17 protein-coding genes and 1 tRNA gene are annotated in these 25,647 nt (G+C 60.3%); 10 read left to right on the top strand and 8 right to left on the bottom strand.

Features of this window, described 5'->3' with window-relative positions:
- Positions 1-89: 89 nt before the first annotated feature.
- The 3 genes from H512_RS0101855 to H512_RS0101845 all read right to left on the bottom strand — a co-directional run bounded on the left by H512_RS0101855 (position 90) and on the right by H512_RS0101845 (position 3,841).
- Complete coding sequence (locus H512_RS0101855; protein ID WP_053239491.1) at positions 90-1,784, bottom strand: methyl-accepting chemotaxis protein; 1,695 nt, start codon at positions 1,782-1,784, stop codon at positions 90-92.
- A gap of 197 nt (positions 1,785-1,981) precedes the next feature.
- Positions 1,982-3,391: a type I glutamate--ammonia ligase gene (gene glnA / locus H512_RS0101850; protein ID WP_026782075.1), complete on the bottom strand. Its 1,410-nt coding sequence runs from the start codon at positions 3,389-3,391 to the stop codon at positions 1,982-1,984.
- Positions 3,392-3,502: 111 nt separating this feature from the next.
- Positions 3,503-3,841, bottom strand: coding sequence for a P-II family nitrogen regulator (locus H512_RS0101845; RefSeq protein ID WP_026782074.1), 339 nt, complete (start codon positions 3,839-3,841; stop codon positions 3,503-3,505).
- 340 nt (positions 3,842-4,181) lie between these two features.
- Here H512_RS0101845 and H512_RS22175 point away from each other — a divergent pair, with 340 nt between their 5' ends.
- Positions 4,182-5,732 (top strand): NAD(P)H-hydrate dehydratase, encoded by a 1,551-nt coding sequence (locus H512_RS22175; protein ID WP_084798256.1) that lies wholly within the window; start codon positions 4,182-4,184, stop codon positions 5,730-5,732.
- 263 nt (positions 5,733-5,995) lie between these two features.
- Positions 5,996-6,072: transfer RNA gene (locus H512_RS0101835), tRNA-Met, on the top strand.
- On the opposite strand, the gene H512_RS26135 is transcribed toward H512_RS0101835, so the two are convergent.
- The 4 genes from H512_RS26135 to H512_RS0101810 form a co-directional block, all read right to left on the bottom strand.
- The gene (locus H512_RS26135) at positions 6,029-7,726 is read right to left on the bottom strand and encodes a recombinase family protein (protein WP_084798273.1); all 1,698 of its coding nucleotides are present in this window, start codon (positions 7,724-7,726) and stop codon (positions 6,029-6,031) included. The two genes, H512_RS0101835 and H512_RS26135, sit on opposite strands and share 44 nt — an antisense overlap.
- Positions 7,727-7,739: 13 nt before the next feature.
- Entirely contained in the window at positions 7,740-8,120 is a 381-nt protein-coding gene (locus H512_RS0101820; RefSeq protein WP_026782072.1) for a helix-turn-helix domain-containing protein, read from the bottom strand.
- Positions 8,110-8,433 (bottom strand): type II toxin-antitoxin system HigB family toxin, encoded by a 324-nt coding sequence (locus tag H512_RS0101815; protein WP_026782071.1) that lies wholly within the window; start codon positions 8,431-8,433, stop codon positions 8,110-8,112. Before H512_RS0101815 ends, H512_RS0101820 begins: the two co-directional genes overlap by 11 nt.
- Positions 8,434-8,733: 300 nt before the next feature.
- The gene (locus H512_RS0101810) at positions 8,734-9,066 is read right to left on the bottom strand and encodes a type II toxin-antitoxin system Phd/YefM family antitoxin (RefSeq protein ID WP_245585335.1); all 333 of its coding nucleotides are present in this window, start codon (positions 9,064-9,066) and stop codon (positions 8,734-8,736) included.
- 577 nt (positions 9,067-9,643) lie between these two features.
- On the opposite strand from H512_RS0101810, the gene H512_RS0101805 reads away from it, so the two are divergent.
- The 3 genes from H512_RS0101805 to H512_RS0101795 are packed head-to-tail and all read left to right on the top strand — an operon-like array spanning position 9,644 to position 18,305.
- Positions 9,644-11,401 carry a hypothetical protein gene (locus H512_RS0101805; protein ID WP_053239519.1) on the top strand — a complete coding sequence of 586 codons (1,758 nt, stop codon included), beginning with the start codon at positions 9,644-9,646 and terminating at the stop codon, positions 11,399-11,401.
- A gap of 2 nt (positions 11,402-11,403) precedes the next feature.
- Positions 11,404-12,945, top strand: coding sequence for a hypothetical protein (locus H512_RS0101800; protein WP_036789678.1), 1,542 nt, complete (start codon positions 11,404-11,406; stop codon positions 12,943-12,945).
- Complete coding sequence (locus H512_RS0101795; RefSeq protein ID WP_026782067.1) at positions 12,942-18,305, top strand: FtsK/SpoIIIE domain-containing protein; 5,364 nt, start codon at positions 12,942-12,944, stop codon at positions 18,303-18,305. The genes H512_RS0101800 and H512_RS0101795 overlap by 4 nt, the downstream gene beginning before the upstream one ends.
- Here H512_RS0101795 and H512_RS0101790 read toward each other — a convergent pair.
- Positions 18,302-18,727, bottom strand: a complete 426-nt coding sequence (locus H512_RS0101790) for a hypothetical protein (RefSeq protein WP_026782066.1) — start codon at positions 18,725-18,727, stop codon at positions 18,302-18,304. The two genes, H512_RS0101795 and H512_RS0101790, sit on opposite strands and share 4 nt — an antisense overlap.
- Before the next feature lie 128 nt (positions 18,728-18,855).
- Here H512_RS0101790 and H512_RS0101785 point away from each other — a divergent pair, with 128 nt between their 5' ends.
- The 5 genes from H512_RS0101785 to H512_RS0101765 all read left to right on the top strand — a co-directional run.
- Positions 18,856-19,989 carry a cysteine desulfurase family protein gene (locus tag H512_RS0101785; RefSeq protein WP_026782065.1) on the top strand — a complete coding sequence of 378 codons (1,134 nt, stop codon included), beginning with the start codon at positions 18,856-18,858 and terminating at the stop codon, positions 19,987-19,989.
- Positions 19,990-20,028: 39 nt separating this feature from the next.
- Entirely contained in the window at positions 20,029-20,964 is a 936-nt protein-coding gene (locus tag H512_RS0101780) for a DUF4007 family protein (RefSeq protein WP_026782064.1), read from the top strand.
- Positions 20,961-24,305 carry a hypothetical protein gene (locus tag H512_RS0101775; RefSeq protein ID WP_026782063.1) on the top strand — a complete coding sequence of 1,115 codons (3,345 nt, stop codon included), beginning with the start codon at positions 20,961-20,963 and terminating at the stop codon, positions 24,303-24,305. The genes H512_RS0101780 and H512_RS0101775 overlap by 4 nt, the downstream gene beginning before the upstream one ends.
- On the top strand, positions 24,302-25,150 hold the full coding sequence (locus H512_RS0101770; RefSeq protein WP_210162650.1) for a phosphoadenosine phosphosulfate reductase family protein: 849 nt from the start codon (positions 24,302-24,304) through the stop codon (positions 25,148-25,150). The genes H512_RS0101775 and H512_RS0101770 overlap by 4 nt, the downstream gene beginning before the upstream one ends.
- A 242-nt stretch (positions 25,151-25,392) precedes the next feature.
- On the top strand, positions 25,393-25,647 hold a 255-nt coding region (locus tag H512_RS0101765), incomplete at its 3' end, for an IS3 family transposase (protein WP_026782280.1).

The raw sequence follows: 25,647 nt of genomic DNA, 5'->3' as shown, positions 1-25,647 counted from the left end.
GTCTCCGTGCTGGTCGGTGGCGATCATAGCGCGCGCCGGCGCGGCGACGGAAGCCGGCAACACCCTGTTTCCCGGTCGCGACGCTTTCCTCAGGCCGCCCGCAGCTTGGCGATGAACTGCGACACCTCGGACTGCAACTGATGCGACTGCTCGCTGAGATTGCCCGACAGCGTCATCAGCCGCGTCGACGCCTCGCCGGTCATGGCGGCGGCGTTGCTGACGCCGTTGATGTTGGCCGTGACGGCGCTGGTGCCGGTCGCCGCGTTCTGGGTGTTGACGGCGATCTCGTCGGTGGCGCCGCGTTGCTGCTCCACCGCGCCGGCGATGGCCGAGGAGGCGGACTGGATGTTGCCCACGGTGGCGACGATGCGGGCGATGGCATCGACGGTGGTGGCCGTCGCCGCCTGGATCGCCGCGATCTGGCCGCCGATCTGCTCGGTGGCGCGCGACGTCTGGTCGGCGAGCTGCTTCACCTCGGCCGCGACCACGGCGAAGCCCTTGCCGGCCGTGCCGGCCCGCGCCGCCTCAATGGTGGCGTTGAGCGCCAGGAGATTGGTCTGGGCGGCGATGTTGTTGATGAGGTCGACCACCTCGCCGATCTCGTGCGCCGCCTGCGACAGCGCCTGCACGTTGCCGGCCGACGCCTCGGCCTCGGCGGCCGCCTCGCGGGCGATGCCGCTCGACTGGCCGACCTGCTGGGCGATTTCCTGGATCGAGGCGGACAACTGCTCGGCGCCCGCCGCCACCACCTGCACGTTGTCGGCGGCCTTCTCGGCGGCGCCGGTCACCGCCAGCGCTTGCCGGGCGGTCTCGTCGGCGGTGGTGGACAGCGTCCGCGCCGTCTGTGCCACCTCGGACGACGAACGGGTGAAGCCGCCGGCCAGCTCCTCCATGCGCGCCATGAACTCGGCGGCCATGGCCGCCCGCTTCTCGACGGCGGCCGTCTCCGCCTCGCGTGCGGCGGCGCGTGCGGCGCGGCGGCCCTCGACGGCGATCTGCTCGAGGCGCATCGCCTCCAGCCGCTTGGCCAGCGCGCCCACCTCGTCCAGCCGCTCGCGGCCGACGATGGCGATATCGTAGCGGCCGGACTGGATGATCTCCATTGCCTCGATCAGCCGGGCCATCGGCCGGGCGACGCCGCGCCTGAACTGCCACCAGGCCAGCGCCGTGACGGCGACCAGAAGGACGAGGATGGCGCCGAGCGTCATCCAGACGGCGCGCCAGGAGGCGGCCGTGTTGCCGCGGGCGGCGCTCTTCATGTCGTCGCTCATGCCGGCGATCAGTTTCTCGGTGTCGGCCTGGATGGAATCGATCAGCGGCCGGCACTCGCTGCCGAAGCGGACCATCGCCTGCCGGTAGGTGTCTTCGGTCGAGGTCTGGGCCAGCTCGGTGATCTCGCCGCACACGCCGTCGACGGCCGTCTTCATGGTGGCGCGCTGCTGCTCCAGCGCCTGGCGATAGGCGGGGGCGGCGGCCACCGCCGCGTCGATGAAAGCGTCGAGGTCGGCGGCAGCGCGGCGCTGCGCCTCCTTGCCGGCGGCGCCCTCTTCGTCGGTCTCGGCGGCGGTGCGGCGATAGAGGGCGGTGACGACGTCGGAGAAGGCGCGATTGGCGCGGGCGGCTTCGACGGCGCCTTGGGCCGGCCCGTCGACCAGGCGGTTGTAGCTCTTGTCGATGCCGACGATCTCGTAACCGGCAAAGCCGGTGCCGAGCATGGCGCCGAGCGCCATCAGCAGCAGCAGAGATACGACCTTAGTCGTGATCGACAGGTTGGAGTAGGACACGGCTGGCCTCCCAAAATCCGACAACGCCAATATTCCGGAGCCTCCATATCCTTTCTGGCTAAAGATGTCGTTAACTCAACCATTCAGGGAGGAAGCTCCCGCCCTCCTGAGAAACATCGCCGGGGTCGCCCTTCCAATAGCAAAGGCCCGGATGTCGCGGGACATCCGGGCCTTCGTCATGTCGGATCGGACGTCGATCAGACCGAGTAGTACATGTCGAACTCGATCGGGTGCGGCGTCATCTCGTAGCGCATGTTCTCCTCCATCTTCAGCTCGATCCAGCTGTCGATGAAGTCGTCGTCGAACACGCCGCCGGCCTTCAGGAAGTCGCGGTCGGCGTCGAGCGAGGCAAGCGCTTCACGCAGCGAGCCGGCCACCGTCGGGATCGACTTCAGCTCTTCCGGCGGCAGGTCGTAGAGGTTCTTGTCCATGGCATCGCCCGGATGGATCTTGTTCTTGACGCCATCGAGGCCGGCCATCAGCAGCGCGGCGAAGCAGAGGTAGGGGTTGGCCGCCGGGTCGGGGAAGCGCGTCTCGATGCGCTTGGCCTTCGGGTTGGTGGTGTAGGGAATGCGGCAGGAGGCCGAGCGGTTGCGCGCCGAATAGGCGAGCAGCACCGGCGCCTCGTAGCCCGGTACCAGACGCTTGTAGCTGTTGGTCGACGGGTTGGAGAAGGCGTTGATCGCCTTGGCGTGCTTCAGGATGCCGCCGATGTAGTGGAGGCAGATCTCGCTGAGGTCGTTGTAGAGGTTGCCCGCGAACACCGGCTTGCCGTCCTTCCAGATCGACTGGTGGACGTGCATGCCCGAGCCGTTGTCGCCGAACACCGGCTTCGGCATGAAGGTGGCCGACTTGCCGTAGGCGTGCGCCACCTGATGGATGGCGTACTTGTAGATCTGCAGGTGGTCGGCCATGCGGGTCAGCGTCGAGAACTTCATGCCAAGCTCATGCTGGGCGGACGCCACCTCATGGTGGTGCTTCTCGACCACGACGCCCATCTCGGCCATCGCCGACAGCATCTCCGAGCGCATGTCCTGCAGGCTGTCGATCGGCGGCACCGGGAAATAGCCGCCCTTGGTGCGGACGCGGTGGCCGAGGTTGCCCGACTCGTATTCGGTGTCGCCGTTGGTCGGCAGCTCGACCATGTCCAGCTTGAAGCCGGTGTTGTAGGGCGTCGCCGAGAAACGGACGTCGTCGAACACGAAGAACTCGGCTTCCGGCCCGAAGAACACCGTGTCGCCGATGCCGAGCGAGGCGACATAGGCCTCGGCCTTCTTGGCGATCGAGCGCGGGTCGCGGTTGTAGGACTGGCCCGAGGCCGGGTCGACGATGTCGCAGACGATGACCAGCGTGGTCTGGGCGAAGAACGGATCGATGAACGCCGACTCCGGATCGAGCACCAGCGTCATGTCGGATTCGTTGATCGCCTTCCAGCCGGCGATCGACGAACCGTCGAAGGCGGTGCCGTTCTCGAGCATGTCCTCGTCGACGAGGCCGATGTCGAAGGTGACGTGCTGCCACTTGCCCTTCGGGTCGGTGAAGCGCAGGTCAACGAACTTCACGTCATTGTCCTTGATCATTTTCAAAACATCAGCACCAGTCGTCATTTGACCTTCCTTTCGGGTGTTTCTGGTCTTGCCGGGGCGCTGGCCGGCCGCCTGCGGCGGGCCGGGGTGCCCCAATTCCTGCGTCGTCGGGCGGCCGTTCGGCGCGCCGCGTCAGATGGCGTCGTTGCCGGATTCGCCGGTACGGATGCGGATGGCGTCCTCCACGGGAGAAACGAAGATCTTGCCGTCGCCGATGCGGCCGGTCTGGGCGGCGTTGCGGATCGCTTCGACCGCCTTGGCCACCATGTCGTCGGTCATGACGACCTCGATCTTCACCTTCGGCAGAAAGTCGACGACATATTCGGCGCCCCGGTAAAGCTCGGTGTGACCCTTCTGCCGCCCGAAGCCCTTGGCCTCGGTGACGGTGATGCCCTGAAGCCCCACTTCCTGCAGCGCTTCCTTCACCTCGTCCAGCTTGAAGGGCTTAATGATAGCCTCGATTTTCTTCATCGACCCCTTGTCTCCGTTGCTCCTGGCGCCCCTCGCGAGGCGGTTCCTGACCCCGCGCCGACCGAGACGCACACCTTCTAGCATTCGACGTGCCAGTTGGACGGCCCGCCGGTTCCTGGCGAAAAATGAGGCGAAGACGCGCGCGGAAGCAAGGGCAACGATGGCAAATGCCTGTTCTTTCCGCTCAAAAAGCAGGCAAATGTCTCTCGATTGAGCAAAAGGCCGGTGCATCGAGCCCGCTGCCGGCGCCTCGGGCGGCGGATTTGTCGCCTGTCCCCAGGGGGTGTAGAGGTGGAACGCCGCCCGCCGCCGGCGCGGACGGCAAGACGAGGAGAACCCGATGCGTGGCGAGCTTCTGCTGACTCCGGCCGAGATGGCGCGCGCCGACGCGCTGACCATCGCCGGCGGCATCCCCGGCGCGCGCCTGATGGAGAACGCCGGCTACGCCGTCGCTGACGCCATCTGCGCCCGCTTCGGCCAGGGCTGCCGCGCCGTCGTGCTGTGCGGCATGGGCAACAACGGCGGCGACGGCTTCGTGGTCGCCCGCGTCCTGAAGGCACGCGGCTTTGCGGTGCGCGTGGCGCTCGCCCTGCCCGAAGGCATGACGGCGCGCGACCTCAAGGGCGACGCCGCCGGCGCCGAACGCGCTTGGCGCGGCGACACCGTGCCGGCGACGCCCGACGTCTTCGACGGCGCAAGGGTGATCGTCGACGCGCTCTACGGCGCCGGCCTCAGTCGCGACGTTTCCGGCCGCGATGCCGAACTGATCGCCGCGGTCAACGCCGCCCGCGCCGGCGGCGCCCGCGTCTATGCCGTCGATCTGCCGAGCGGCATCGACGGCCGCACCGGCGAGGTGCGCGGCACCGCCGTCGTCGCCGACGAGACCGTCACCTTCTTCCGCCGCAAGCCGGGCCACCTGCTGCTGCCGGGGCGCACGCATTGCGGCCGCCTGCGTCTCGCCCAGATCGGCATCGGGCCGGAGGTGCTGGCCGAGATCGCGCCGCGCGCCGCCGTGAGCGGCCCGGCGCTCTGGGCCGAATGCTGGCCGGATGCGGCGGTCGACAGCCACAAATACAGCCGCGGCGCGGCGCTGGTGGCGTCGGGGCCGCTGCCCTCCTGCGGCGCCGCCCGCCTCGCCGCCGAGGCGGCGTTGCGCACCGGTGCCGGCATCGTCACCGTTGCGACGCCGCCCGACGCCGTCGCCACCGTCGCCGCCTGGCGCGCCGCCTTCGTGGTCAAGCCCACCGCCGATGCGGCGGTGCTCGCCAACCTCCTGCGCGAGCCGCGCCTCCGCTCCGCGGTGCTGGGGCCGGGCCTCGGCCTCGGCGACGAACTCTGGCCGGCCATCCGGGTCGCGCTTGAAGGCGACATGGCGCTGCTGCTCGACGCCGACGCCATCACCCAGATGTCGCGACGCCGCGACGAGGCGTTCGCGCTGATCAAGGCGCGCAAGGGAGAAGTGGTGCTGACGCCGCACGAGGGCGAGTTCGGCCGGCTGTTCCCGGATATCGGCGGCTCGAAGCTCGACCGCGCCCGCGCGGCGGCCGAACGGTCGGGCGCCGTCGTGCTGCTGAAGGGGCCGGATACGGTGATCGCCCACCCCGGCGGCCGCGCCGCCGTCAACGAGAACGCCACGGCGGTGCTGGCTACCGCCGGCTCCGGCGACGTGCTGGCCGGCATCATCGGCGGCCTCATCGCCGCCGGCCGTCCCGCCTTCGAGGCAACGGCGCTCGCCGCCTGGCTCCATGGCGAGGCGGGCCGCATCGCCGGTCCCGGCTCGATCGCCGACGACATCGTCGCCGCGCTGCGGCCGGCGCTCGCCGCCGGTTGCCCGGAGACCACGCTGTCCTACGGGGATGGGGCAGGGGACGACGTCGTCGCCACCGATTGAGGGCGCGACAAAGCGGAGAGTGCGGCCACCGGCGGCAGTTTCCCGCGACAACCCCGGACGGCAATCGCCGGAAGGCGTCTTCCTCGGGCGACCAGATCGGCGCATCCTCTCGTCCAAGGCGCGGAATTCCGGGCTTTTCTGGCCGTTCTCCCAAGCCTTTTGAACAGCTTTGTCTATTTAGTCGAAAAAATGCCCGGGCAGGGGTTCCCCTTTCCTCGGCGAGTCGCTATATACCGCCCGTCGCCGCAAGAAACGGCGCTTGACGCGGGGTGGAGCAGCCCGGTAGCTCGTCAGGCTCATAACCTGAAGGCCGCAGGTTCAAATCCTGCCCCCGCAACCATTGAGACCGACAAACCCGTGGCGAAAGCCGCGGGTTTTGTCTTTTTACCAGTATTGCCAATGTCTTGCTGCTCGATCCAATTCAGGATCGTGCCCAACTCCCCATACAGCATCGCATCGATCTCGCCCCGGCTCGGGCCAGGCGTTAGCACGATCTTCTCGATCAACGTTCGCATCGTGGCCGCGGCCTTCTGTCGTTCCTCGGGCTGGTTCAGCGCCTCGATGAGCCGGGCAATCTTGCGGGCATAGACTGCGGAAGCCCTTGGCAGCAGGTCGGGTACGTCCTTTGGCGCTTCGGCGAGAAGGGCTGTCAGTTCCTGCTTGCGCGCTTCCAATCCGGTCATCTTCTCCTTCATGGAAGGGTGATACATTCCGTCGGCGATCGCCTCGACGATCTGCGCGATCTGCTTTTCCACCTTCCCGAGTTCGCTTTGCCAAGCTGCTGCGCTCGAACGATGCTCCCGGTTCAGCCGGTTGAGTTCCTCTGCGTAGCTACGCACCGCCGCTTCCGCCACCTCCGGTGCCATCAGCCGGTGCTTCAGCCCCGCGAGAACCCGGTTCTCCAGTTCCTCGCGCGGGATGGTGCGGTTGTTGGAGCAGGTGCCCTTTGTGCTATGCGTCGAGCAAGCGAAGCGATCGCCGCCGCGGATCGAGAAGGAGCCACCGCAGCACCCGCAGAAGATCAGGCCCGACAATAGCTTCTTCGGCCGATGAGTGCCGTTCAGCCGGTTCTGCTCAAAATGCCGGCGCACGCCCTCGCCGACAGTGGCATATTTCTCCGAGGTCTCGGCCTGGCGCGTCTTGACCGCCTGCCAAAGATCGTCATCGAGGATGCGCAGATGTGGAACCTCGGTAATGATCCACTCGGATTCTTGATTGAGCCGCGAGACGCGTTTTCCTGTTGACGGGTCTTTCAGATAACGCAGTCGGTTCCAGACCAGGCGACCGATGTAGAGCTGGTTGTTGAGGATGCCCGTTCCACGTTTCGAATGACCGTGGATTGTCGTGTCGTTCCAGGGACGTCCTTCCGGGCCAGCGATGCCTTCCTCGTTCAGTGCCTGTGCGATGGCGCGTGGGCTGATCCCGGCGGCATATTCACGGCAGATGCGGCGCACCACGTCCGCCTCGGACTTGTCGATCTCGCGGTCACCCCGGACGAGTTCACCCCTCTCGTCCATCTGTTTGACCACCTTGTAGCCGAAGCAGAGGCCGCCGCCGGACTTGCCGTCCTCAACTCGGCCGCGCAGACCCCGGTGTGTCTTGGCCGCGAGGTCCTTCAGGAAGAGCGCGTTCATCGTCCCCTTGAGGCCGACATGCAGTTCGGAAATCTCCCCTTCGGCCAGCGTGATGATAGGCACATCGGCGAATTTCAGATGCTTGAACAGCGTTGCCACATCCGCCTGATCGCGGCTGATCCTGTCCAGAGCTTCGGCCAGCACGATGTCGAACTGTCCCGCCTGGGCGTCCTGCAACAGCATCTGAATGCCCGGCCGCAGGATCATGCTCGATCCGGAAATACCGGCATCCTTATAGGCGCCGACGATACTCCAGCCTTCGCGCTTCGCCTGCTCGCGACAGACGCGGAACTGGTCCTCAATCGACGCGTCCCGCTGGTTGTCGGAGGAATAGCGGGCATAGAGGGCGACGCGGGTCATGGCGGCACTCCTTTCAGGCAACTTTGTCGAACCGGCTCGGTCGGATCAGCACCTCGGCCGAAATGCCGAGACGTTCGTGTAGCTGGCGGATCATCTCGATCGATAGGCCGCGTTTGCGGTTCAGGACATCGGCCACGCGGTTGCGGGGGCCGATCATCGGTTCCAGGTCCCTGCGGGAGAGCCCCTGCTGTTCCATGCGGAAGCGGATCGCCTCGACCGGATCAGGCGGGTCGATCGGATGATGCTTCGCCTCATAGACGTCGATCAGCGTTGCGAGCACGTCGAGGCGGTCGCCCTCAGGGGTGCCGCTTCTGGCACCCCAAAGGCGTTCCACCTCGGCCAGTGCGGCCTCGTAATCCGCTTCGTTGCGGATTGGCTTCAGCTCAGCCATCATGGTCCACCTCCGTCACGTCGATCTTATCGTAAGCCTTGTGCGTGCCGATCCATTTGATCCAGACGATAGCCTTCTCGAAATCGACCGACACGATGAGGCGATAATCATTACCCTTGATATTGAAGACGATCCGCTCGGCGCTGACGATGCTCGCCGTCGCATAGAGCCGCTTCACATCGGCGGTGCTCGCCCAGGCCGCCTTGCTCACTTCATCGAACCAGGCTTCGAGCGCGGCCTTGACGGCCGGCTGATCCTTTTGCCCCTCAAGGGTTTCGACGAATTCCCGCAGGGTGCGGCGGGCGATGATCCTCATTTGCCTATCCATATCATGAGACCAAAAAGGTCTCAAGGTGATTATACCAATATGCGGCTCCAAAAATCCTCGCCGGGCGGCACGCTGATTCAGCACCCCAATCTACGACGATTCGCCGGTTCTGATCTGGCGCAACCATCCTTGCTCTTTCAGAAGCGAGCCGGGGCAGAGCACCGGTCGCTGCGGGGTAGGTCGGACGATCCATGTTCTGATCCAGGCCGGGGCGGCCTTGCGTGTCCAGAGGTAGCCGCGAGCGGATGACAAGGCCGGCTTTGGGGCAGTGAGCACCCTATCGTTCGCCTACTTCAGCAGATCGTTGAGGACAGTATGCTCCGGGTCCATCTCGGCCCGCTCCAACGCGTCGACAACGACATCGGGGGCATTCGCCGTAAGGTCGGTTCGCAGTGCGGCAGCCTTCAGCCAGTCATATTGATCGGCCGACATCAGCACGAACTCGCAGCGGCCGTGCCAAGTGATCTCGACAGGTTCGTGCTGCGCTTGGCGCAGAAACGCGCCGAAGTTGGACTGGAATTCGAGGGAATCGACCCGAGGCATGACAGGCATCTCACAGGTGAGGATGTCTAAACTACTCTTGTAGTTCGGCTCTGTAATGGCAGAGTCACGCATCGTCATTCACTGCTCGCTTCTTGCGTGTTCTGCGTTCTCGCCTAACTGCGCGTTCGAACTGCTCGCGCGCCATCTGGCGGCCGATCAGTCGTGCGAGGGCAAGGACTGCTTCGTCGGCAATGGCCAGGGACTCCGTCTCCGGTCTTCCGCCGTTGGCGGAAGGGCAGAACTTGAGCCTGATCCTGTCCCGTTTGGGCGTCATTGTCTCGTGGATCCGTGCCGGGAAGTCGGCGGAGCCATCGAGACCTAAAAGGGGAGACAGGAAAATAGGCCGAGCGCAGCCGTGCGGCGAATAGGCTGCCATGGCGTGGAAAAGGGACCGCTTAAGTTCAGGGATGTCTTGCGATGGAGATCGACAAAGGCGGGATCGATAATGTGTTTAGGCCTACCATGGGGCAATGTCAGTTGTATCATTGCGTTTCGCGAGCTCTACAGTAGTCTGCAGCCGACTGATTTCATGGGTCTGTCCTGGAACTCCAGAACGGTGTCCACGCGAGGCGGCAGTCGTGGGGGATAGTGCATGCCGGCTAACAATTGGATCCGGTTCCTTCGGAACTACGGCCCCATCCCCACCAATGACAATATGTACGACGAGACCATCCAGCGAGCTTTGGCGCGATTGAAGATCCGGCCTATCGAGCTGCCCGCCCAACATCTTGCATGGCTCGTCGACAACTTCAGGTCGGCCGAGTGCAAGTCCATCATTCTCACAGGCACCGCCGGTGACGGAAAGACCTATCATTGCCGGCGAGTGTGGCTTGAACTCGGGGGCACGATTGAAGATTGGAACGCCGGAGAGAAGATTCAACGGATTGGCTTAGGGGATCGGCAACTCATAGTTGTGAAGGATCTGAGCGAACTTCGGTCCGATGAGAGCAAACCGCTGATCGAGCAGATGGCATGGGATGTTGCGGACCCTAACTCCCCAAGGGTCTATTTGATGGCCGCCAATCACGGACAGCTGCTTGAGAAGCTGAAGACAGCGGGCAATGACAAAACTACGACGGCTCTTGTCGAGGTGGTGGAAAATCTGCTTGTGACTGGCCATGGCGGCAATTCCGCCATCTCGCTCGATTTGAAAGATCTTAGCCGATCTGCTGCCGCAGTGATGACTGATCAGGTCATTGATGTGGTCACCCAGCACCCAGGATGGGATGGCTGCCCGGAGGACTGCCTGGCCCTAAGGGAAAAGACCTGTCCTATCCGCGAGAATCGTGAACGGCTGGCCGGCATTAACGATAGCGGCCTCTTCAGGCGTCGGCTAGGTAATCTCGTTGAAGCGAGCGAACAAAACGGGGGGCATTTCACTATCCGGCAGGTCCTGTCGCTCGTCACAAATGTCATTCTTGGCCATCCTGAAGCAAGAGATGGACTGATGGCGTGCCTAGAGGTGGAGGAATTGGTGTCGGCTGGAATAGCAGAGCGCGCCAGCCCCTATCGCAATGTGTTCGGGGGCAACCTGAAGCCTAGTCGAGCGGAACGAACCGAACCCTTTCGAAAGCTCAATCTGTTCGGGATTGGATCGGAAACGAGCAACAAAGTCGATAACATGCTGGTGTACGGCGCCGACGATCCGGTTCTCGCAGAGACCTACCGAGCATTAGTGCAGTCGGATCAGATCTATGGCGAGACGCCCGCCTACAGGCGGGTACAGCAGTCTTATCTTGAGGGTGACGATCCAAAAGCAGTCGCCCGCTTTCTCGGGTTGCTCCGTGAGCAGCGTCAGCGACTCTTTTTCACTATTTCTGATGAGCTAGCGGATATCTTAGGTTTATGGGACCTGACAGTCTTTCGGTATGCGGGCCTTTATCTAGAGACCATTCGCGCATTCGCTGACAAACGACCATTACCAAGACAGGTGATGCCAATGCTCATGCGCGGCTTGAACCGCGTGTTCACCGGCATGCTAATTCAGAATCAGGACGAGCTCGTTCTTGCAAGTTCAGGAAGCCAATCTCAATCGAGAACGAGTCCACTCTTGGAGGAGTTCATTTCCGTTGCTCGTCGTGGCGGCGAGGAGGTCGCGCTCCTTAATAATGGCGCAGGTGGCATGGAGCTCCAAGTCAGGCTCGCGCGCGGCGAGGACCCGCCTGTGGTCACTTTACAGCTTTCGACGACTCGATTTGAATTCTTGGGACGCGTGGCCGAGGGCGCACTACCTACGAGCTTTTCGCTCGAATGTCATGAGGACCTTCTCGCCTTCAAGGCTAGGCTCTTAAGTGCCGTCGAACGGCGCCGCGCCCTCGATGGTGATGAGCGCAGCGATGGCATTGTCCTCAAGTTCATCGACCTCAATCCCGACGGCAGGGCTTCGTCGCGTAGCGTTACAGTGAGGCTCTAGCGATGGAGATTCTGAAACGCCCAATCTCTCATGAGGACCGCACTGGTCCCGCATTCTGGGTCGACGAAGCGATCTGGGGGCACCGCCTGCATGATGAACAAACGCCGTGGCTGATCCTACTTGAGTTCTTGGGGGTGTTGAGGGCCGAACAACTCGCTGGCCGTGCATTGGTGGAACACGAACTTAATGCTCTCTCCTATCGTCCGCAGACCCAATTGCGGTTGCGCAATCTCATCTTCAATAACCCCTATCTCTTGACCATCGGGGCCGAGCATCTTTCCGATGATGCAGCTTGGACCAAATGGCTGGAGCTGATGGAACGGAATGCCGGTGGTTTGGAGAGCCGGGATTTTAGTTACCTCCGTAGCTGCTTCGACACCTTCGACGATTTTGCATCCGTTGTGGGATTCTTGCAGTCTTCGGCGATCGAAGGAGCCAGTAACAAGCGCTGGAGTTCAAAGTTTGTTTTCCCGTTTGGTCCCAGCGCGCTCTACGAAGACGTTGCCGTGACGGCATCTGGTGTCTCGACCGACAGGCGCTTTTTTGCTCGAACAGGCGAAGTTCTCTATCTGATGCTTTGCAGATCAAAGCGAGCTGCCGAACTCAAGAAACGGCTGGTCGAAAAGCTATTCGAGCAGCCAACCGTTTACGACCGATTGGTGGCGGCGTTGCAGGGCGAGCCGCAATTCGCAGAGCGCGATCGCCCGGGCGCTTATCTGCCCTGCTCGACTCACTCGATCTTCGATCAGCTCGCCGATGATTGGATCGCCATTCTGGACAGCCCGATATCAGTTTTTGACGCCCTGCCGTACATCGTGAACATCACGGGACTGAACCTTGTTCGATACCAGCTTGAGCGCGCGCGCGAATTCCTCGAAGCGGTGCCGATTACGATGATCTGCGAGATAGTCTCACCCCGAAAAACCGTGGTGCGCGACCTAGCGGCAGATTCCTTTCAGAGCAACAATGGGCTACCAGTCTTGGCCATAGAGCAATACGTGCGCAATGCTGAAACCTCTCACGAGTGGCAGGTTGCCGTTGCATCAGATGATGCTGTGCTGAGTGCGGCTGAGGTTTTGGCACGCCAGTTCGACTGGCCGGACCCCGACGATCTCCCTACCGGGGTGAGCAATCCGCGAGACCTGATTGCGGAACTCGTAAGCAGAGCAAAGATCCGGCATGGACAGCATGTCGGCAAGGTTCATTCCACCTGGGCACGGCAGATCGGGCTGAGCTCCCGCCGCTCTAGCCGGCGCGTTCGATATGCGCCGACTGACCGTCTACTCAAGTCGCTTGTGGTATGCTGTGTCACAGAACGTATGGAGTTCAAGGACTTTCTCACCAAGCTCTACACCCGCTATGGCATTGTGATCGGAGATCAACAAGCTGCGAGCATCATCGGCGCGGGTAAAGCTGACCAAGAGGACTTTTCCGACAATGCCCGGCGACTAGAGGAACGGCTTATTAGTCTCGGGTTGCTCAATCGTCTATCGGACTCGGCGGCCTATGTCCAAAACCCGTTTCGCCGCGAGGTAAGAGCATGAACGCGCTCGATCTCATTGGCGCTGCCGGAGTCGCCGCGCTTGAGGAGCGCCTGCGGAGTGTCGGACCCGATAGCGGGACTGCTCGCTTCATGCTTGATCGCCTCACTGGTCCGCAGGTTGCGGCAATTGTCAGACAATTGGTGGCAGATAATTCCGTCCAATCTCGCGTCAAGATCGCCGTCCCTCGTGCATTGGTGGATGGCCAGGGCCTCCCGGAAGCCGTACTCACAGATGAGAGGACAGTCGCATGGCGGCATGCAGAGTGCGTGCATCCTGCACTGCTCATCGCGAACACTGACGATGATCAGGGCGCCTCGCTCCATGATGTTGCCTTGATTGGCGCAAAGGAGCTCAAGGAAGGACCGACGTATTGGGTTCTGCCCGCATCAGATAGTCTTGGGCTGCCACCGGAGCATATCGATACATGGCAGACAGCTTTGAAGGCCTTGTCCAGCGCTGATGATTGGCCGCTCGCGCAACTCAGCAACTATGTCGCGATGACTCGTGAGGCCGTCGAGTGCATGTCGCTGCCCGTCGTGGATGCACTCGGATGGGCGTTGCCGGCCCTCCAGTTGCCGCGCGACACAGGATATTTTCGATCGCAACGGCCGAAGGATCTTCAGCAGCAAAGCCGGTGGCGCCGCCTCTACGACAAACTGATCAGCGATCGCAGACCGTTGCTTTCGAAACAGCGACCCAATCGCCAACCGATCGAATCCGGGGAACTGCAAGAACAGTTTGAAACCGTTCGGGAAGAGATAGCAACGGAACTGCACCCAACGATTGAGGCCTTCATTGCCTCACCGGCTAGGTGGAGCGAGGAGACCGAAAAGCTCGCTGAACTCGAATGGGAGCAGGATAACATCCTGCTCGTATTTAACGGCCTCAAGCTGAAGAAGCTGAAACTTCCGGAAGAAACGGCTCAGTTCTTCGATTATGAGTGTCCCGATCGATTGAGTGATGCCGACAAGTCGTACCTCGGTGATCTCAAGGGCAGGTCCCTTAAGGAGTCGAGGGAGGACGACCGCGATTTCTTCGAAGCTCATCGAGAAGACCTAGCCACAAACCGGCAGTTGCGGGCAAAATGGGAGAGATTTATCTACGGGCGGCCAATTGAATGCACGGATTTCTTGGATGGGCTGGTCCGTAGCGTTGAGCGTCTTTTTGCACAGTTGGGCACTCTCAAGATGCCCCGCCGGATCGACATCCGATCCTCGCGCCGGACAAAGACGCAATGGTTGGATATGAATACCGACGTTGCGCGTGCCTTTAGCGTTAAATACAAGGGCTTGCCCAATACGCTTCCGGAAGCGGTGACCTGGGATACGCCGTACATATTTGAGTTCGAGACACTGCTTGAAGCCGCGCGAAAGAGGCGGAAGTTCCGCGAAAACGTCTCCACATCGCGAGCCAATATCCAGATCAAGTTTGACCTTACACTTGCGGCGGGAGATGGTTCAGCGGCGGAGAAAAACGTCGTCCAACTAATCTGGCGCGGAGAGCCGAATGCCATCGGCCTAGCACTGCCCGACGACCTTGCTCGACTTGAAAAGAATCCGTTCGGCATAGCCGAGGTATCGCGCATGCTGGTCAGCAAGAAGGGCGCTATGCAATCGGTGTCGCTCGCAGACGTGGGCACGCTGCAGCCATCCTTCCGCCAGGATGCGGGATCCCTGGTTCCCCGTTCGACCAATATAGAGAACCTGCACAAGACTCTGCCCAGAGTCCTCAAGGCAGCGGTTGCCTCCGATCGCATTTCCGCGTTTGCCCGCGAGGAAATTGGGAAAGCTTGGACTGAGTTCGTCGCGGGGTACACGGCAGCGATTAAGGATTGGCGATCCAATGGCATGGGCGGAACGCCGCAGCTTGATCAGGTTGATCTTTACGGCAACCTTCTTGAGCACCTTCGAAAGTCAGCACCCGGCGATCTGAACCGTCGCGACTTGTGGGAGCCCATACTCAGGATCGGCACCGTACAAATAGCTGGCGCTGTTCCGTCCGCGATCGTAGCGCCCTGGCACCCCATGCGAATGGCGGCAACGGCGGTCAAGATGCGATCGTTCTGTGGACTTGTCGATCACCTACTCAAGGCTCAGGAGGTGAACTTCGGTGATCAGCGCCTCTTCTTTGCCGATCTACGCGCCGAACTTGGACATCCTTACTATCCGGAGGCCGTGCCTGGGTTCACGGGCGGCGAAGCCGTTCTGCTCACGGAGACGAGCACGCTCAACGACTACAGCCTGATGGAAAGGCCAGTTCGTGACTCCTCGGAGGCATCTACGGACGTCGACCCGGCTGAAGCCGCACGCGAGATCCGAGGCCTGATTGGCCGTTACCTCGACCTGCAGCCGCACGAGCGGGCGAACCTTGGCATCATGCTCTACAACTGCGACGCAGCGGGCCTGCCGGTGGCCACCGTCAACGCATTGGGGGCATTGCATGAGGACGAAGTCCATTGCAACGTTCTCGTGCGTCATAGAGATCGCTCGAAGCTCAACAAAGTTTATACCGACCTGCTGGAACAATCGGGGAGCGACCCTGACGCCATTGTCGTGAGTGAAACGTCGCTCAACTTCATGTCCAAGCTCAGGATCGGCGTGATGCTTGACGGCAGCATAGGGCGACGAGCGCCTGACGAACGTAGCGTCGATGTTGCTTTCCTTCATGATGTCGTCTCGAGACAGGCGCGGGAGTCCTGGTTCTCCGTGCCCCGTAACGACGTGACGGACCCACTGATCCTTGATCACGTTCCGCCTCGCTGGTCCTACAGGAGAGTGGTGGGAGAGGAACAGCTCACAGCGACCAACTATCTGGTTTCGCCACGCCAACCTCGGGTCGGCTGGTCCTATCTTGACGCACTGGCAGCCGTGATCCGCAAACAGTCGCATCGCGACAATGAACACTACCTTCCTGCCCGTCAGATCTCGTTGCAAGATCATGGCCTTGAAGCCATGTTCGAAGATGTTCATGGTTTGGCAGAGTGGGTTGCGACGTATGACGACCTTCTCGACAAGCGGCAGCTCGCAGCTCAAGGCATCAAGGTCATTCGATATCGGCGTGAGAGGACACACGGTCGCAACATGGTTGTGTCCTCGACGTCTGACCTGCGGGTATTGCCGGTGCTCGTTAGGCGCCGTTTGGATCAACTCAGTTTGGGGCTTGGTGACGATCGCCTCACTGCGCTCGCGGACCGGATGATTGCCGATGCGACGGCCATCTCCGGGGATGTGATCTTGCGGGCTGCCAAGCGTGGGGTATCGGCGGGCGAGCTGATTGGCCTGGTTCTCAGTCGCGCACTTGTCGCCGAGGAGTTTCTGAAGCGGCCAGCATCGTGGTTTCTCCTAGACGACTACGCGCAATGGTTGGGTCAGCGAGAGGAAGGAATCGCGGACATCCTCGCGCTTAGCGTGAGCCCGAGCCTCGATGGGCAGCCACGCCTTTGCGTGATTGTGACGGAAGCGAAGTATGTCGAAGCCAATGGCCTAGCCGAAGCGAAACGCCATTCTGGTCAACAATTGCGACAGACCATGCGGAGGATTGAGGACGCGCTGTTTGGCGATCCGGGACGTCTTGACCGTGATCTTTGGCTTTCCCGTCTGGCCGACATCCTGCTTGATGAACCTTCAGCCCTCAGTTCGAGCTTTTCACTTGAAGAGGTGAGGAACGGAATCCGAAACGGCACGGTCGAGATCGATCTAAAAGGATACTCGCATATCTTTGTATCTGGGCCGGCTGAGACGACAACAGGTTCTGCTGGCGACCAAGACGAGGTCGCCGAGGTTCATGGTCTGCAAGAGGTCTACGCCCGCGAGGGTCTTCGACAGTTGATTAAGGCGTATGAGGCTTTCGATTCCTTGATGCCGATCAGAAGTTCGCTCGGAGATCGCAGGCCATGGGAGAGATCCGAGTTCCGCGTTCCGGCGGCGCGTGTCCGGTGGACTACCGCGGGAGTTTTGGCGAAAGGAGCTGACGCTCGACCGGCTGCCAGTTCACCAATTCCAAATCCTTCTCTCGCGCCAAACACGCCGCCTTCGATCGCTCTAGAAGGAGGACCCGACACATCATACATTGCCCAATCTAGTGTAGGTGAACGTGGTGATTGTACGGCATCTGAGCCTGCTTTGCGTCAGCACGATGCGCAAGAGACGAAGGCGCTTATCAAGCCGGGGAGCGATGAGAGTTTTGCCGAAATGGTGTCCCGGCGAGCAGGGCAAATTCAATCCGCTGCCGCCGAGGATGATCAATGGCTCGAGGCTACAGCCGGCCGGCTGCGGACAGCGCTTATGGGATACAATCTGCAGGCAAGGATAGCCGGTATGCGGTTGACGCCGAACGCCGCTCTGGTGCGGTTTTTGGGGAGCGACCGACTTCGTGTTGAGGATATAGAGGCAAAGCAATCAGCGCTACTGACCACGCATGGCCTGAGACTGATTTCTGTCTCTCCGCTGCCCGGCGAGATCGTGGTAGGAGTGGCGAGGCCTAAGCGGCAGATCGTTTCGATGTGGGATCTTTGGGCGCGCCGTGCGCTGAACCGCAACGCAGCAGGACTCAACACAAGCTTCCTGCTTGGTCTGCGTGAGCTCGATGGCGAAGTTCTTTATCTCAATCTGGGCGGACCTTTTGCCGGAGAATCTCAGCATGATCCGCACACACTCATAGCGGGTGCTACCGGCAGCGGCAAATCTGTGCTGATCCAGGCCCTAATCCTCGACATTGCAGCGACCAACCCGAGTGCTTTGGTCCATATCCACCTGATCGATCCGAAGATGGGCGTCGATTACTCTGCGATCGAACGGTTGCCACATGTGAAGGATGGCATCATCACCGATCAGGCGGCAGCAATTGAGATGATGGAAGGGCTCGTCGTCGAAATGGATCGACGTTACGAGCTATTCAGAGACAACGGAGCTCGCGACATACGGTCGTTTAACACCAAGGCAGTGCCGGAAGAGCGCCTGCCAATGAAATTCCTCGTCCATGACGAGTTCGCCGAATGGATGCTCACCGAGGACTACAAAAGTGCCGTTACCTCGATTGTTTCGAGGCTCGGGGTGAAAGCGCGGGCTGCCGGCATACATTTAGTGTTTGCCGCACAGCGGCCTGATGCCGGAGTCATGCCTGTTCAGCTTCGTGACAACCTGGGCAACCGGCTCATCCTCAAGGTGGCGAGCACAGGAACGTCGGAGATCGCCTTGGGCACGAAGGGCGCCGAAAGCCTGCTTGGCCTCGGACATTTGGCCGCGCGACTGAGCGGTGAACCCTCAACCGTTTTCGCACAGGCACCATTCTTGTCGGACGAAGATATCGAGGCGGTCGTGTCGGCTATCGCAGCTCATGATGGCCAGAGAGGTGTAGACTAGGGAGCTCGTACAGGGCAGAACAGGGGGACGAGCGCATAGAGAACGCCGAAAATGGAAATCGCCGTCGCTACCCATAACAAGAACTGAATTATCTTCACCGTCGAGGGTGGCCAAGTTTGGTCCTTCAGTGTCACCGCATAGTCGCCATCTAGCTTGTTCAAATTGGAGATGTAGCTACTAAAGGCCCGGCTGAAACGGTCCATAATAAACACGCTAGATACGCTTACGACAGCGGCGAACAGAAAGATGCTCACGGCAATGAGCCGGTCGGACTTAAGCTGGTTTGCCGCAAAGTACCACAACCCGCCGATTGCCACCGTGAAGAGGGGAGGAATCTTGTACAAGATGTCATTCATCGATCTGAAATGGGCGTATTGCTCTTTATAGATTTCGTTGATGCTGACGTCTTTATTGTCATTCATGGGATGCGACCTCCGCTAGGTGTGCACTCTATCACGAAATTGCCCGAGCCCGACCAAGAGGCTCACTTCGAAATTGGTTGGATTCGGATTAGGTTGTGCCTAATCCTACGACAAAAGCGCAGGCACTCATGCCGATTTATCTTGATGGTCACTCAACAACACCTCTGGCACCCGAGGCCATGGAGGCAATGTTACCGTGGTGGCATGCTCAGGCCGGCAATCCCCACTCTCCTCACCTGAGAGGAATGTTGGCGTCGCAGGCCGTCGAGAACGCGCGCGCGGAACTTGCTTCTTTCATCGGCTCTGATCAGCAGGAACTCGTCTTCACGTCTGGGGCCACAGAGGCGAACAACATCGCGATAAGGGGTACCGCCTTCGCTGCGCTCGAGCGCGGCATCAAGCGGCGAGGCATCGTCGTCTCAGCCATCGAGCACAAGAGCGTACTGTCATCCGCGAGCGCACTCCGCAGCGCTGGTTTCCGTATAATTGAGGCGCCGGTCGACGAAAGCGGCATCGTCGACACTTCGGTACTAGAGCAGTTGGTCAGCCACGATACGCTGTTGGTTTCAGTGATGGCGGTCAACAACGAGGTTGGCTCAATCCAACCGCTCTCCGATGTCGTCCACATAGCTCGTACCATTGGGGCGCTCGTCCATGTCGACGCTGCACAGGGACTCGGAAAGCTCTCTTTCGACAGTGCGGATTTTGATTTTGCCAGCCTATCCGCACACAAAATGTACGGCCCGATGGGCATAGGCGCGCTGTTCGTATCATCCGCGACGCATCTCAGGCCCTTGCCGGTGCTCTTCGGTGGCGGTCAGGAGGCTGGCATTCGTCCTGGGACCGTACCTACACCGCTCGCTGTCGGATTTGGCGCCGCCGCAAAAGTCTCCAGGACGCGGTTTATCGCGGATGCGGCCCACTCGCGCGCATTGTCGGCCCTTTTCCTCGAAGAGCTTCGTAGCAGACAAGTTCGGTTTATCGAAAATGTTCCTGAGGCAAAAAGGGTTCCAGGCAGCCTAAGTTTAAGGTTTACTGAAAATGATGCGATGTCTATAATTGCGAAGGCTGGTGATCGGATTGCAATTTCAGAGGGATCCGCTTGCACAAGCGGTCAGATAACCCCATCTCACGTACTACTTAGTATGGGATTAACGCAACAGCAGGCATCGGAAACGGTCAGGATATACTTCTCGCGTTATAATTCCGCGGCGGACGCGGTGGAGGCGGCGGGCGTGCTGTCCGAAATAGTGAGCCGCTAGGGATTGCCGCTGGTGGATGTCTCCAGTAGCATCCGCTCCATGTTGAACGACCTTTCCGATCCGGCCACTGCGATTCGCGTTTCGGGCCATGAAACCTTTGCGCTTAGGCTCCTGTGGCTGAAGAAGGCGTTCGATGCCGCGTCGGGTCCAGATGGCGCCGATCGTAGAACATTTCAGGAACAAAATGCAATCGCCACCTTCGGCGTCGGCAAGAATATGGCCCTCTCGATGCGTCATTGGGCATTGGCGACGAAGGTTCTTGAGGACGGCCCGACCCATCTTCGGGCCACCGATTTGGGGCGGCTGATCTTCACGGACGTTACTGGGCTCGATCCATATCTCGAGCACCCCTCCACCCTCTGGTTAATGCATGCCCAGCTTGTGAGTGAGCCACATGCAGCGACGACGTTCTATTACGCCTTCAACCTACTCAACCAAATCGCCTTTACCAGGGACGATCTTGTTAAGGCTATGGCAGTTATCGTTGATGCCCGCGCCACGGCGAGAGCAACGGCTGAGACCCTGAAGCGCGATGTGGAGGTATTTGTACGCAGCTACGCGCCTCGTCACTCCGATCCTGGGGAAGATGCGGCGGAGCCACTCTTGGTCGAGCTTGGCCTTCTGCGTGAGCACCGGTCAACCGGACAGCTCGAATTCATCCGTGGACAGAAGCCTTCACTCCAAGACAGCATCTTTGCTCTCGTATTGAAGCGTTTTTGGGGGCGTCATCATTCCCTTTCGCCAACCATTTCAGTAGAGCAGGCGCAGTATGGCCCTGGTTCACCTGGACGCATCTTCAAGCTTGATGAGGATAGCCTAGTTGCACGATTGATGAGTATTGGCGAGACGACAGGCGGAAAGATGATGTGGACCGACACGGCAGGCCTCCGTCAGGTCGCTCTCAATGGCCATCTTGAGGAGATCGACGATTTCGATCTTGTTAAAGCCGGATATCGTGCTGGGGGGAGCGCATGACCAAGCTCGCCGAAATCGTCAAGGTCGAGCGCCGGTTTGCGCTTTCAGCGAGGATCGATACCGATCTCAATGGTACTCCGCCGCTGACTGGCTATGTGTTGCAGGCGAGCATACGCAAATCGCTCGTGGCCATGCTGACCGGGATAGCCGAAGGGTCCCAGTATGCGTTTACCTGGACCGGCCCCTATGGAGGCGGTAAATCCTGTGCCGCGCTTCTTGTCGCCAATCTTGTGGTTGGCAACAAGAGGCAGCGCGCCCTAGCCGAAGGGATAGTAGGACCAGAGCTGGCAGAGCTGTTTGCGTCTGCATTTCCCAGGAGGGGGGGCGCGTGGGATGTACTCGCCCTTACGGGCAGACGAACGAGCCTAACGGCTGCGCTAGCGGAAACAGCTGCAGGAGCATTTCAGTGGTCACAAACTACAGTTGACGCTGCCCTTCAAGATGAACGCGCACTTATCGACGAACTGGAGGCCAATGCTCGCCAAAAAGGGGGGCTGCTCATCGTCATCGATGAACTCGGCAAATTCCTTGAGCATGCGACGAATTCCGCTGGAGACGTGCACATCTTGCAGGATCTCGCCGAGCGAGCCGCGCGCTCCGACGGCCGGCTAGTCATTGTCGGCATCCTGCATCAGTCTTTCGAACAATATGCCAATCGGCTCAGCCGGGCTGGCCGGAACGAATGGGCAAAAGTTCAGGGCCGGTATCAGAACGTCCCCTTCGTCGCGCAGGCCGACGAGATCGCGGCGCTAATAGCTCGGGCCATAGGCAGCCATCACGCGCCTATAAACGCCAAGACGATCGCCGCGCGGACGGCCGAAGCTATTTCGCACCGGCGGCCGGTCGATGTCGCGGGTCTCACCGAGATTCTCAATCAGACGTGGCCCTTGCACCCGGTCTCTGCACTGTTGCTGGGTCCGGTATCCCGCCAGCGGTTCGCACAAAACGAGCGGAGCGTCTTCGGATTTCTATCGTCTTCTGAACCCAACGGATTTCAGGCGCACTTGGAGCGGACCGAGGTCAGCGAAAACGCGTGGTATGGGCCAGACCAGCTCTGGGACTACCTAGTCTCCAATTTTGGCAGCGCTCTCTCGGTTGGTCCTGAGAGCAATCGAATGACGTTGGCTATGGAGGCGGTGGAGAAAGCCGCTCTCTACGGACCGCTGGCTACGAAGCTTGCCAAAGCTGCAGCAGTCGTCGAGCTGTTCAGAAACGGTTCTGGACTCGCGGTTGCCGACGACATTCTCTCTCTTTGTGTGCCGGAAGCGAAAAAAGGGGAGATTGCTGCGGCCATCGACGAATTAGTCAATCGGGCAATCCTTATTCGGCAGCCTCGGCTTGGCGGATACGCACTGTTCGCCGGCAGTGATTTTGATCTCGACGAGGCCATCTCCAAGGTCGCGCTGAAGCTCGATGCTGATGTGCTAGCCGATTTGCCGTCCCGGCTCGGAGTAGGACCGATCGCAGCCAAGAGCCACTACTTTTCGACAGGAGCGTTGCGCACCTTCGATGTGGTCATTCAGTTCATCGATGAGAGTTCTCAAAGTCCCACAGCTTGGGCAAAGAGAGTGGCCGTATCGTTGGCGAAGACAAAGCGGAGGTCGGTAGGTCTTCTCATTATGTTGCTTTCCGACGCGAGAACCTTCGAAGTATCGATCAAAGTCGCAGCGAAGCAGCTAAGCATCGAATTGGAGAGCTTAGGCGTTCTTGCCGGCGTAGCCGCGAGCGAGAAAGTCTATTTACTGAGGGATCATGCGACGGATCTTTATGCCCTCGATCGCATAGAAGAAACGCACCCGCAGCTAGAGGGTGATCGCATCGCCAGAAGAGAGCTGTCGGCTCGCAAAGCACTGATTGCCGAGATCGTGAGAAGCGATTTGCTGAAGGCGTTCTCGTCGGCACGTTGGTGGGCATTCGGAAGCAGTGTAAAGGATTCGGTGGGCAAGAAACTCGATGGCAGGGAGTTGACGGTCATAGCGTCGGCGCTTTCGACGGCTGCCTTCAGCAACGCACCCGTCATTCAGTCGGAGTTGCTATATCGAGACAAGCCCTCGACGGCGGCCATGGCCGGTTTGCGTGCGCTGATGCATGCCATGGTTTCGAAGGCCGATGTCTCGGACCTAGGGATCAAGAGTTACCCCGTCGAGCGAGGGCTGTATCTCACGATCATTCAGCCGCTAGGCCTGCATAGACAGGACGACAATGGGGTCTGGCGCTTCACTGATCCTGCCGAAGACAAAGCAGGCAGAACGCTGAAGCCTGCATGGACAGAGCTCAGTGAGGGGCGGGTAAATCTCGCCGAGCTTTTCGACAAATGGGCAGCTAGGCCATACGGTATCAAACGCGGTGTGATGCCGGTGCTGGTGCTGTCCTACCTCTTGGCGCACCGAAATGCGGTAGCGGTCTATATCGACGGTGTTTTCCAACCAGCGATTGACGACATCGTTGCTGACCGCATCCTGCAGGATCCTGTTGCCATTGAATTCCGCCACATCTCGCGCTCGAAGCGCGACGAGGCTTTTATTCAGCAGCTCGCTGCCCTCCTTTCCACCGAGGCGGTTCCCGTAGAGGCGAAGGCGCTTCCGGTGGCGTCCGCATTGTACCAGCGGTTTCATGCTCTACCGTTGTGGGCGCAGCGTACTCAGACATTGCCGGAAAAGGTTAGAAACGTAAGAGACATTGTCTTGAAGGCCAACGATCCAGAGGCGCTTTTGTTTTCGGATTTAGCGTCAGCCCTCGACGGCGAGCCCGATCCGGGAGTGAGTGTCGTGGCCGCTCTCAACAAGACCGAGTACGCATATCCGAAAATGCTCGACACGCTCCGCAAAGGTCTCGCCGAGCATCTAGGAGTTGATGCCAAGACATTTGCGGGAATTGGATCGCGGTCCTTAACAGCGTCAGGTGTGTCAGCGGAACTGCGTGTGGATGCCTTCATCATGCGAGCTGGTGCGTTCGAGGGAGGCGAAGGTGACATTGAGGGCTTAGCTAGCCTGCTCGTCCATAAGCCACCGCGCAATTGGTCAGACCGCGAACAAGAGCAGGCCATGTTCGAACTCGCCAAACTTTGCCTGCGCTTCCGCGAGGCGGAGACATTTGCTGCGGTACGAGGTCGCTCTCCCACGTCGCAGGCCATATCGGTAATGGTCGGCCTGAACCCTAAGAACAAGCCACTCTTCCACTCATTCCAAGTATCGGAACAAGAGCTCGTAGCTGCAGACAAAGTGGCAGAGGATCTGATGGAGCAGCTTCGTCAGAAGGGTATGAGACCGGCCGTTGAACTCGCCGCTCTCGCGCGCATCGTAGAACGCCTTTCTGATGGCGAGGGGATTGAGCAAGCATGACGACCACGGTGCATGAGCGACATATCCTTGGAATCTCGGGCGGTCGGGACAGCGCCGCCCTTGCTGTCTACATGCGGCAGACGCGGCCGGATCTAGATGTCGAATACTTCTTCACCGATACCGGGAAGGAACTTGCTGAAGTCTATATATTCCTTGATAAGCTCGAAGGATTCTTGGGAAGGCCCATTATCCGTCTCAATCCAGACCGGGACTTTGACTTCTGGCTCAAGGAGTATAATCACTTCCTCCCTTCGCCGAAGACACGCTGGTGCACGAGACAACTAAAGCTTCGCCCGCTTGAGCACTGGTTGCGCGACGATCTTAATGCGGGGGTCGTGGTTCGCTCATATGTGGCCATTCGAGCAGATGAACCCAGCCGTGAGGGGTACCAGGCAACACACGGCAACATGCGTGTTCACTTCCCCTTACGCGATGCCGGCATCAATAGGGCCGGTGTGATTGAGATACTTGATAGCGCCGGCCTTGGCGAACCCGAGTATTATCGTTGGCGGAGTCGGTCTGGCTGCACATTCTGTTTCTTCCAACAGAAGATCGAGTGGGTGCGACTGATGCGCGAGCATCCTGATGCGTTTGACGAGGCCAAGGGGTACGAAAAGACGGCACGTGATCATGGCTCCCCGTTCACATGGAGCCAAGGTGAAGGGCTAGATGAGCTTAGCGTTCCCGAACGGGTCGAAGAGATCGAGCGAGAGTTTGAGCAGCGCCGTACCCGCCTCTTAGCCCGACGTCGGATGAATCCGCTGGCAGGCAGTCAAGCTCTCACGATCGACGACGTCTACGGAATAGACGAAGCCTCGGCAGGATGTGTGGTCTGCCACAAGTGACACACACACCACCGTTGGTGAATGGCAGCGGTTGCACCGTAAACGCCTTCCGAAAATGCGCTTTGGAAGCGACTCAGTGTACCATTTGCCAACTGTGATCGCTAAATCGCGCACACGCTTCCTGTTGAAACGTACCCCTCCGGCCGAGGCCGTCAGAGGTGGCTCCGCAAATTCGGACGGTGGCTTGAGTGGATTTTGCGCCTGAGAGCGGCGACGATGTCGCCGAGGATCAGGAGCACCCGATGACCAGACGAACCCGCCGCACCCACTCTCCGGCGTTCAAGGCAAAGGTGGCGCTGGCCGCCGTGAAGGGCGAGAAGACGCTCGCGGAGTTGGCGCAACAGCACGACGTGCATCCGAACCAGATCACGGCGTGGAAGAACCAACTCCTGGACGGCGCAGCCGGCGTGTTCGGTGGCGAGAAGGCGGAGGCCGCCGGGACGCCCGTCGACCTGAAGGCACTTCACGCGAAGATCGGAGAGCTTGCGCTGGAGAAC

It is taken from the genome of Pleomorphomonas koreensis DSM 23070, assembly GCF_000425185.1.
Classification (GTDB): Bacteria; Pseudomonadota; Alphaproteobacteria; order Rhizobiales; family Pleomorphomonadaceae; genus Pleomorphomonas; species Pleomorphomonas koreensis.
Note: the sequence above shows the minus strand (reverse complement) of the source record. Positions and strands in the feature narration are given on the sequence as shown.

What these genes read in the sequence shown, in the direction of transcription:
- glnA (WP_026782075.1), bottom strand. Translation starts at nt 3,391, where the DNA reads ATGACGACTGGTGCTGATGTTTTGAAAATGATCAAGGACAATGACGTG.
- H512_RS0101845 (WP_026782074.1), bottom strand. Translation starts at nt 3,841, where the DNA reads ATGAAGAAAATCGAGGCTATCATTAAGCCCTTCAAGCTGGACGAGGTG.
- H512_RS22175 (WP_084798256.1), top strand. Translation starts at nt 4,182, where the DNA reads ATGCGTGGCGAGCTTCTGCTGACTCCGGCCGAGATGGCGCGCGCCGAC.
- H512_RS26135 (WP_084798273.1), bottom strand. Translation starts at nt 7,726, where the DNA reads ATGACCCGCGTCGCCCTCTATGCCCGCTATTCCTCCGACAACCAGCGG.
- H512_RS0101820 (WP_026782072.1), bottom strand. Translation starts at nt 8,120, where the DNA reads ATGATGGCTGAGCTGAAGCCAATCCGCAACGAAGCGGATTACGAGGCC.
- H512_RS0101815 (WP_026782071.1), bottom strand. Translation starts at nt 8,433, where the DNA reads ATGAGGATCATCGCCCGCCGCACCCTGCGGGAATTCGTCGAAACCCTT.
- H512_RS0101810 (WP_245585335.1), bottom strand. Translation starts at nt 9,066, where the DNA reads ATGACGATGCGTGACTCTGCCATTACAGAGCCGAACTACAAGAGTAGT.
- H512_RS0101805 (WP_053239519.1), top strand. Translation starts at nt 9,644, where the DNA reads ATGTACGACGAGACCATCCAGCGAGCTTTGGCGCGATTGAAGATCCGG.
- H512_RS0101800 (WP_036789678.1), top strand. Translation starts at nt 11,404, where the DNA reads ATGGAGATTCTGAAACGCCCAATCTCTCATGAGGACCGCACTGGTCCC.
- H512_RS0101795 (WP_026782067.1), top strand. Translation starts at nt 12,942, where the DNA reads ATGAACGCGCTCGATCTCATTGGCGCTGCCGGAGTCGCCGCGCTTGAG.
- H512_RS0101790 (WP_026782066.1), bottom strand. Translation starts at nt 18,727, where the DNA reads ATGAATGACAATAAAGACGTCAGCATCAACGAAATCTATAAAGAGCAA.
- H512_RS0101785 (WP_026782065.1), top strand. Translation starts at nt 18,856, where the DNA reads ATGCCGATTTATCTTGATGGTCACTCAACAACACCTCTGGCACCCGAG.
- H512_RS0101780 (WP_026782064.1), top strand. Translation starts at nt 20,029, where the DNA reads ATGTTGAACGACCTTTCCGATCCGGCCACTGCGATTCGCGTTTCGGGC.
- H512_RS0101775 (WP_026782063.1), top strand. Translation starts at nt 20,961, where the DNA reads ATGACCAAGCTCGCCGAAATCGTCAAGGTCGAGCGCCGGTTTGCGCTT.
- H512_RS0101770 (WP_210162650.1), top strand. Translation starts at nt 24,302, where the DNA reads ATGACGACCACGGTGCATGAGCGACATATCCTTGGAATCTCGGGCGGT.